The organism is Flavobacterium bizetiae, from assembly GCF_902804475.1.
GTDB lineage: Bacteria > Bacteroidota > Bacteroidia > Flavobacteriales > Flavobacteriaceae > Flavobacterium > Flavobacterium bizetiae.
Genome location: NZ_CADCSU010000133.1, coordinates 24,388 through 30,660, shown reverse-complemented (window position 1 = coordinate 30,660; position 6,273 = coordinate 24,388). Strand labels below are relative to the sequence as shown.

Here is a 6,273-nt window from a genome sequence, read left to right as displayed (position 1 = left end):
TGCAAAAACAGGTGCAACTTCAGTATACGTTGTTTGTTTATTTTTTTTATTAATTAACATTATTACGTAATTATCAAATAATTTACCAACCTTAACATCGTTCAGTTTTTTCGGATTATTAATCATATAAAGATTTGCCGTTTTTGCATATTTTTTAAAACATAGAATTTCTTTCGGTTTAGCAGTAGTAACAATTTTTAATGTTTCAAAATAAACTGCTCCATCTTTTATGTCATAATTGTCTTTTATAATATATTGTTTGGAATCAAATTTAAACTGATACAAATAATTGTCCAATTTAAAAAAAAGTGTGTCTTTAACTTTCTCTTGAGCTTTTAAAGCATTTATGAGAAAAAAAGATAAAATAATAAGTGTAAATTTTATATTCATAACAAAAAGATTTTTAACATTAATTCGAGCAAGGTGCTCCTTTACTTAAAAGTATCGCCCTATTAGCAAGTTTGTCAATTTCTGCTTTTTTTTCTGCTGGCAGATCTTCCCAAGCTTTGACATTACTCTCTTTTAAACCTCCCCAAGCTAAAGCTTCATAAAAAGCATCACTCGGAGCTTCATCATAATAGTTTGTATATTTTTTATAATCTTCAGTAAGGACATTTTTATGAAACTCTTTAAGAGCTTCTTTCATACTTGATAAATATAACGCCGCCATAGTTCCATGCTGGTTGCCATATTTTTCATAGACTTTATTAAAAGCTAACGCTTCCGGAATATTATTTCTAGTGTATAATTTTCTGATTATATCAGCGTGAATGTATTCATGCAAAATAGTTCTGGTCGCATCAAGAGCTGATTGGTCATTTGATCGGGAAGTACTAATTGAAATATTTATCAAAGAAGGATTTTTACTACTATATGTAGTTTCACCATTTAATTCAATTAAATTTCCTTGCGCATCTCTAACCGTAACTTTGTCTACAGAGCTAATTTTTATATCAAATTCAGATTTACCACTAAAATTGGCTAATAACTTTTGAACGAATAAATTCCCATTTTGATTTAATAGACTATTTATACATTTTGCTTTACCTGTAAGTCCATCAATAATTTCCACAACTGTTGGTACCGTAACACCAGAATATCCTCCTCCTGCATCCCAAGAATAGTAAGTATTGCCAGAATCAAAATCATTAAAAATAGAGGGACCAAACACATCTATAGCATCTACCGTTTTAGGCTTTCCTTTTACAACAACTTCATTTAATTGTACTGGCGATTTACGTGTTAATGTAGATACTTGTCCACTCTCAGTATTGATATTTAAAACACTATTATTTTCAAAAAACTGGCTTATAATAATTCCATCCTTGGCTCTGAATCCATTAATAAAATTACCACTTAAAGAGTAAGTAAATAACTTACCGGAAAAACTTTCATTAACAGAATTATCATCAGGATACATAGTAAAAACGACGCTCTTAATTTCTTTATCAATTTTTAACATCAAAACCCTGCTATTTTCATGATCGTCATTTGTTGCAAAAGGAATTACAGTTAATAACTGATCACTTCCCTTTATTTTTTCTTGTGCAATTTTATTGAATTCAAGATTTTCTAATTCGTTGTTTATTAATTTTGCTGAAGAATTATTTTTCGAATGCATCAGGAAATTTTTTGCTTCATCAATAGTTACCGTTTCAATCTTGTCTTGCAATTGATTTAATGAAATTTCATCGTTTTGGCAATTAAACATTAATAACGCAATAAGCAATAGCATTATTACTCTTACAAAGCTTTTAGTTTTCCTTTTCATAATCTTTAATTTTTTAATAATCAAACTCAAATATATAAGAAAAAAAGTATAAAAAAAACCTGCTCAAAAAAATGAGCAGGTTTTAGTTAAACTTTGTCAAAGTTTAAAACTTTGACAAAGTAATATCAAGATTTACGAAGCAATTTCCATTCGCTTCAATAAATTTTTATTCAAAGTATGTTTTGCGTAATCTTTATCAATTGTCAACACTTTATCGTCTGAACTTGGTAATTCGTACATCGCATCTGTCAGGATGGCTTCGCATAAAGAACGTAGTCCACGAGCTCCTAATTTGTATTCTAATGCCTTGTCAACAATAAAATCTAATGCTTCATCTGAAATATTAAATTCAACATCATCCATTAAGAATAATTTTTGATATTGTTTGATTAACGCATTTTTAGGTTGTGTTAAAATCGCACGCAAGGTTTCTCTGTCAAGAGGATCCATATGCGTTAAAACCGGCAAACGACCAATAATTTCAGGAATTAATCCGAAATCTTTGATGTCTTTTGGAATAATATATTGCAATAAATTGTCTTTGTCGATATTATCAACGTTTTTAGAAGTAGAATATCCAACTGCCTGACGGTTTAAACGTTTAGAAATAATACGTTCTACTCCATCAAAAGCTCCTCCTGCAATAAACAGGATGTTTTGAGTATTTACCTCAACAAATTTCTGGTCCGGATGTTTACGTCCTCCTTTTGGCGGCACGTTTACAACTGTTCCTTCTAATAATTTCAATAAAGCTTGTTGCACTCCTTCACCAGAAACGTCACGTGTTATAGATGGATTATCGCTCTTACGGGCAATTTTATCAATTTCATCAATAAATACGATTCCTCTTTCGGCTTTTGTTACATCATAATCAGCAGCTTGTAGTAAACGTGTCAAAATACTTTCGACATCTTCTCCTACATAACCCGCTTCAGTAAGTACTGTTGCATCTACGATCGCCAAAGGAACGTCTAACATTTTTGCGATAGTTTTAGCTACCAATGTTTTTCCTGTTCCGGTTTGCCCAACCATGATGATGTTACTTTTTTCAATCTCTACTTCGTCGTCTAATTGCTGTTGCATTAAACGTTTGTAGTGATTGTAAACGGCAACTGACATTACTTTTTTAGTCTGATCCTGACCAATAACGTATTGATCCAGGAAAGCTCTGATTTCTTTTGGTTTCTTTAAAATTAAATCCCCAACAAGTTTCGCACTTCCGCTTGATTTTAATTCTTCTATTACAATTCCGTGTGCTTGTTCAATACACTTATCGCAGATATGTGCATTAATACCTGCAATTAATAAATTGGTTTCTGGCTTCTTTCTTCCACAAAACGAACATTCTAATACTACTTTAGCCATTCTTTTTTAGTTACATAAGCTGCAAAGTTACTAAGTTTCTGAGATTTATCACTAAAACCTCAGAAACTTAGCAACCTATTAACTTTTATTTTTGTTTCAAGTTTAATTTTTTTTCAAGTTTCAAGTTCATCTTAGAACCTAGTCCCTTTGCAACTTTGAACCTTTAAAAAAAAAAATTAGCTTCTTTTCAATACTTCGTCGATCATTCCGTACTCTTTAGCTTCGTCAGCTTTCATCCAATAATCACGCTCACTGTCTTTGTGTACTTTATCAAAAGTTTGTCCCGAATGTTGAGAGATGATATGGTATAATTCATCTTTTAGTTTCAACATTTCACGTAAGTTGATTTCCATGTCAGTTGCAACTCCTTGTGCTCCTCCTGATGGTTGGTGAATCATTACTCTTGAATGTGGTAAAGCCGAACGTTTTCCTGCTGCTCCTGCACATAATAAAACTGCTCCCATAGAAGCTGCCATACCTGTACAAATTGTCGCTACATCTGGTTTGATGTATTGCATTGTATCGTAAATTCCTAATCCTGCGTAAACGCTTCCTCCCGGAGAATTAAGATAAATTTGAATGTCTTTTGATGCATCAGCACTTTCTAAAAATAATAACTGAGCCTGAACGATATTAGCGATTTGATCGTCGATACCTGTTCCCAGAAAGATAATTCTGTCCATCATTAATCTTGAAAAAACGTCTAATTGAGAAATATTCAACTGGCGTTCTTCAATAATATATGGAGTCATGTTTGTTGGGTTCATTGCTGCTACGATTTTGTCGTAGTACATTGCGTTTACTCCTTGGTGCTTTGTAGCAAATTTTTTGAATTCTTTACCGTAGTTCATATTTTAAGTGTTCTAAGTTTTACGTAATATCTGTGTTTATTCTTCATCAAAGGTTGTACCTCTTTCTAAAGGATGTCAATTTGTCTTATTTTTAAAATTGTTTCAAGTTTCAAGTTTATTTTCTTTCAAGTTCCCACGCTTGCTTAGATAGCCCAGATAGTAGTGAAAAGCTTTTTGAAATGGCAACTATTTTTTGTTGGTAAAAAAAAGCGACCAGCGGAAGCTCTTTTTTTACCTTACAAAAAAAGGCAGCCGTAAAAAAACTTGTAACGGATAGCTGGATTAGCTTCTGAAAAGTAATCAAAAATAAATTAAAACAAAAGAGCGTCAGGAAAAAACTTCCTGACGCTCAAAATACTTATTGTTTTAGAAATTATTCTCCGTAAGACGCAGCAATAAATTCTTCGTAAGTTACTTCTTTAGTTGTTGGATTTGCTTTTTCTTTGAACACTTCTAACAATTTTTCTGCCACAACTTGCTCAGAAAGTCTTTTTACTTCGTCCTGGTTAGATAAAACTCTAGCCACGATTCCTTGTACTTCTTCGTCAGTTGGGTTTGTTTGTCCAAATTGAGCCATTTGTTGTCTGATAGCGTTTGTTGTAAAAGCTTTCAAGTCTTCGAATGTAATTTGGATATTGCTTTGAGCCATAGCTTTTCCTTCGATCAATTGAAAACGTAATCCTTTTTCAGATCTTGCGTATTCAACTTCAGCTTCTTCTGCAGAAAGTTTTTTCTCTCCTACAGTTTGTAACCATTTTTTAAGGAATTCAGCTGGTAAATCAAATTTTGTGCTTTCGATCAAGAAATCCTGAACGTCTAATAATAATTTTTGATCTGCTTGTTGCGCGAATTGAGCTTCAGCATCTTCTTTGATTTTAGATTTTAAATCTTCTAGAGAAGCTACTTTTCCTTCACCAAAAAGTTTATCAAAAAGCTCTTGGTTTAATTCTGCCAATTCTGCTCCGTTGATGGCTTCGATAGTAAAGTTTACTTCGATATCTAAACCGTGAACATCATCATGAGATACTTTTAAGTAATCCATTAATTGGTGATCATCAGCAAATAAACCTTTTGTGCTTACTGTAACAACGTCTCCAACTTTTTTACCGATGAATTTATCAGCAGCAGCTTTGTTGAAAGTAGATACAGCAATTGTAGTGGTATTATTGATTCCTTTTTCTTCGTTTGAGAAAGTTCCGGTTAAGTCTGAATCAGCTTCAACTTTATCCTGAGGAATTGCTTTTCCGAATTGTTTTTGGATACGCTCTACTTGTCCGTCGATTAATTTATCATCAGCAGTAACGATATATTTTACGATATTGTTTTTAGCTTCTAAATCAATTTCGAAGTTTGGTACTAAACCAATTTCGTATTCGAAAGTTAATTCTTCTGCATCCCAATCAAAGTTTTCGTTTTCTTTAGCAAGAGGAGTTCCTAAAAGATTTAATCTTTCAGATTGAACAAAACGCTCTAAAGCCAAATCAACTACTTTTTTAACTTCTTCTTGCTTGATTGCTTTTCCGTATTGTTTTTCAACAAGGTCTTTAGGAACTTGTCCTTTTCTAAAACCTTTTACGGTAGCCAATGGCATTTTTTCGTTTATTCTTTTTGCTACCTGACCTTTATAATCCATGTGAACAACTGTCATTACGATCGTTTCATTCACAGCGTCTATTGCTACTCTTTTAATATCCATCTTCTTCTTTAATTTACATAATAAAATTGGGTTGCAAAATTATAAAATTTTTGCAACCCAACCAAGTTTTTAATCCATTGTATTTGAAGACGTTTTAAACACGCTTTCAATATTTATTTTATTTATCGTCTCCAAGTATCTTATAAGTAATAGACTGAAGAATAGAGAGTATAATACTAAACAATAAAGCGGTCCAGAAAGAATCGACTGCAAAACCTCCAACAATATTGGTACACAATAAAATAATGATGGCGTTAATTACCAATAAAAATAAACCTAAAGTAATAAAGGTAACGGGTAATGTCAGGATAACTAATATTGGTTTTATAAAAAGATTTAGTAATCCTAAAACAATTGCAACGATTACGGCTGTACCAAAGCTGGCTACATGTACACCGGTTAAAAAATTAGCAATTAGCAACACCAAGGCCGCAGTAACAAGGAGTCTAAGTAATATTTTCATGTTTTTTGATTTTTTAAAGTTATATTAAATGTAGTGAATTTTATATTTATCAACTATTGCTTTTTTTGCCACAGATTAAAAAGATTCTCACAGATTAAAATAATCATTCTAATCTTCTTAATCTCTG

General features: G+C 32.1%; 6 protein-coding genes. All 6 read right to left on the bottom strand.

The features are described 5' to 3' along the window. Nucleotides 1-390, bottom strand: a 390-nt coding sequence (locus FLACOL7796_RS18605; RefSeq protein WP_173972223.1) for a hypothetical protein, incomplete at its 3' end; no start/stop codon positions are given. A gap of 19 nt (nt 391-409) precedes the next feature. Continuing rightward, nucleotides 410-1,771, bottom strand: a complete 1,362-nt coding sequence (locus tag FLACOL7796_RS18600) for a hypothetical protein (protein WP_173972222.1) — start codon at nt 1,769-1,771, stop codon at nt 410-412. Nucleotides 1,772-1,903: 132 nt separating this feature from the next. Beyond that, nucleotides 1,904-3,136: an ATP-dependent Clp protease ATP-binding subunit ClpX gene (gene clpX, locus FLACOL7796_RS18595; protein WP_056245443.1), complete on the bottom strand. Its 1,233-nt coding sequence runs from the start codon at nt 3,134-3,136 to the stop codon at nt 1,904-1,906. 176 nt (nt 3,137-3,312) lie between these two features. Further along, nucleotides 3,313-3,987 (bottom strand): ATP-dependent Clp endopeptidase proteolytic subunit ClpP, encoded by a 675-nt coding sequence (gene clpP / locus FLACOL7796_RS18590; RefSeq protein WP_173972221.1) that lies wholly within the window; start codon nt 3,985-3,987, stop codon nt 3,313-3,315. A 373-nt stretch (nt 3,988-4,360) separates the two neighbouring features. Next, nucleotides 4,361-5,683 carry a trigger factor gene (locus FLACOL7796_RS18585; RefSeq protein WP_173972220.1) on the bottom strand — a complete coding sequence of 441 codons (1,323 nt, stop codon included), beginning with the start codon at nt 5,681-5,683 and terminating at the stop codon, nt 4,361-4,363. Nucleotides 5,684-5,801: 118 nt separating this feature from the next. Further along, entirely contained in the window at nt 5,802-6,146 is a 345-nt protein-coding gene (locus FLACOL7796_RS18580; RefSeq protein WP_173972219.1) for a phage holin family protein, read from the bottom strand. Nucleotides 6,147-6,273: the final 127 nt, after the last annotated feature.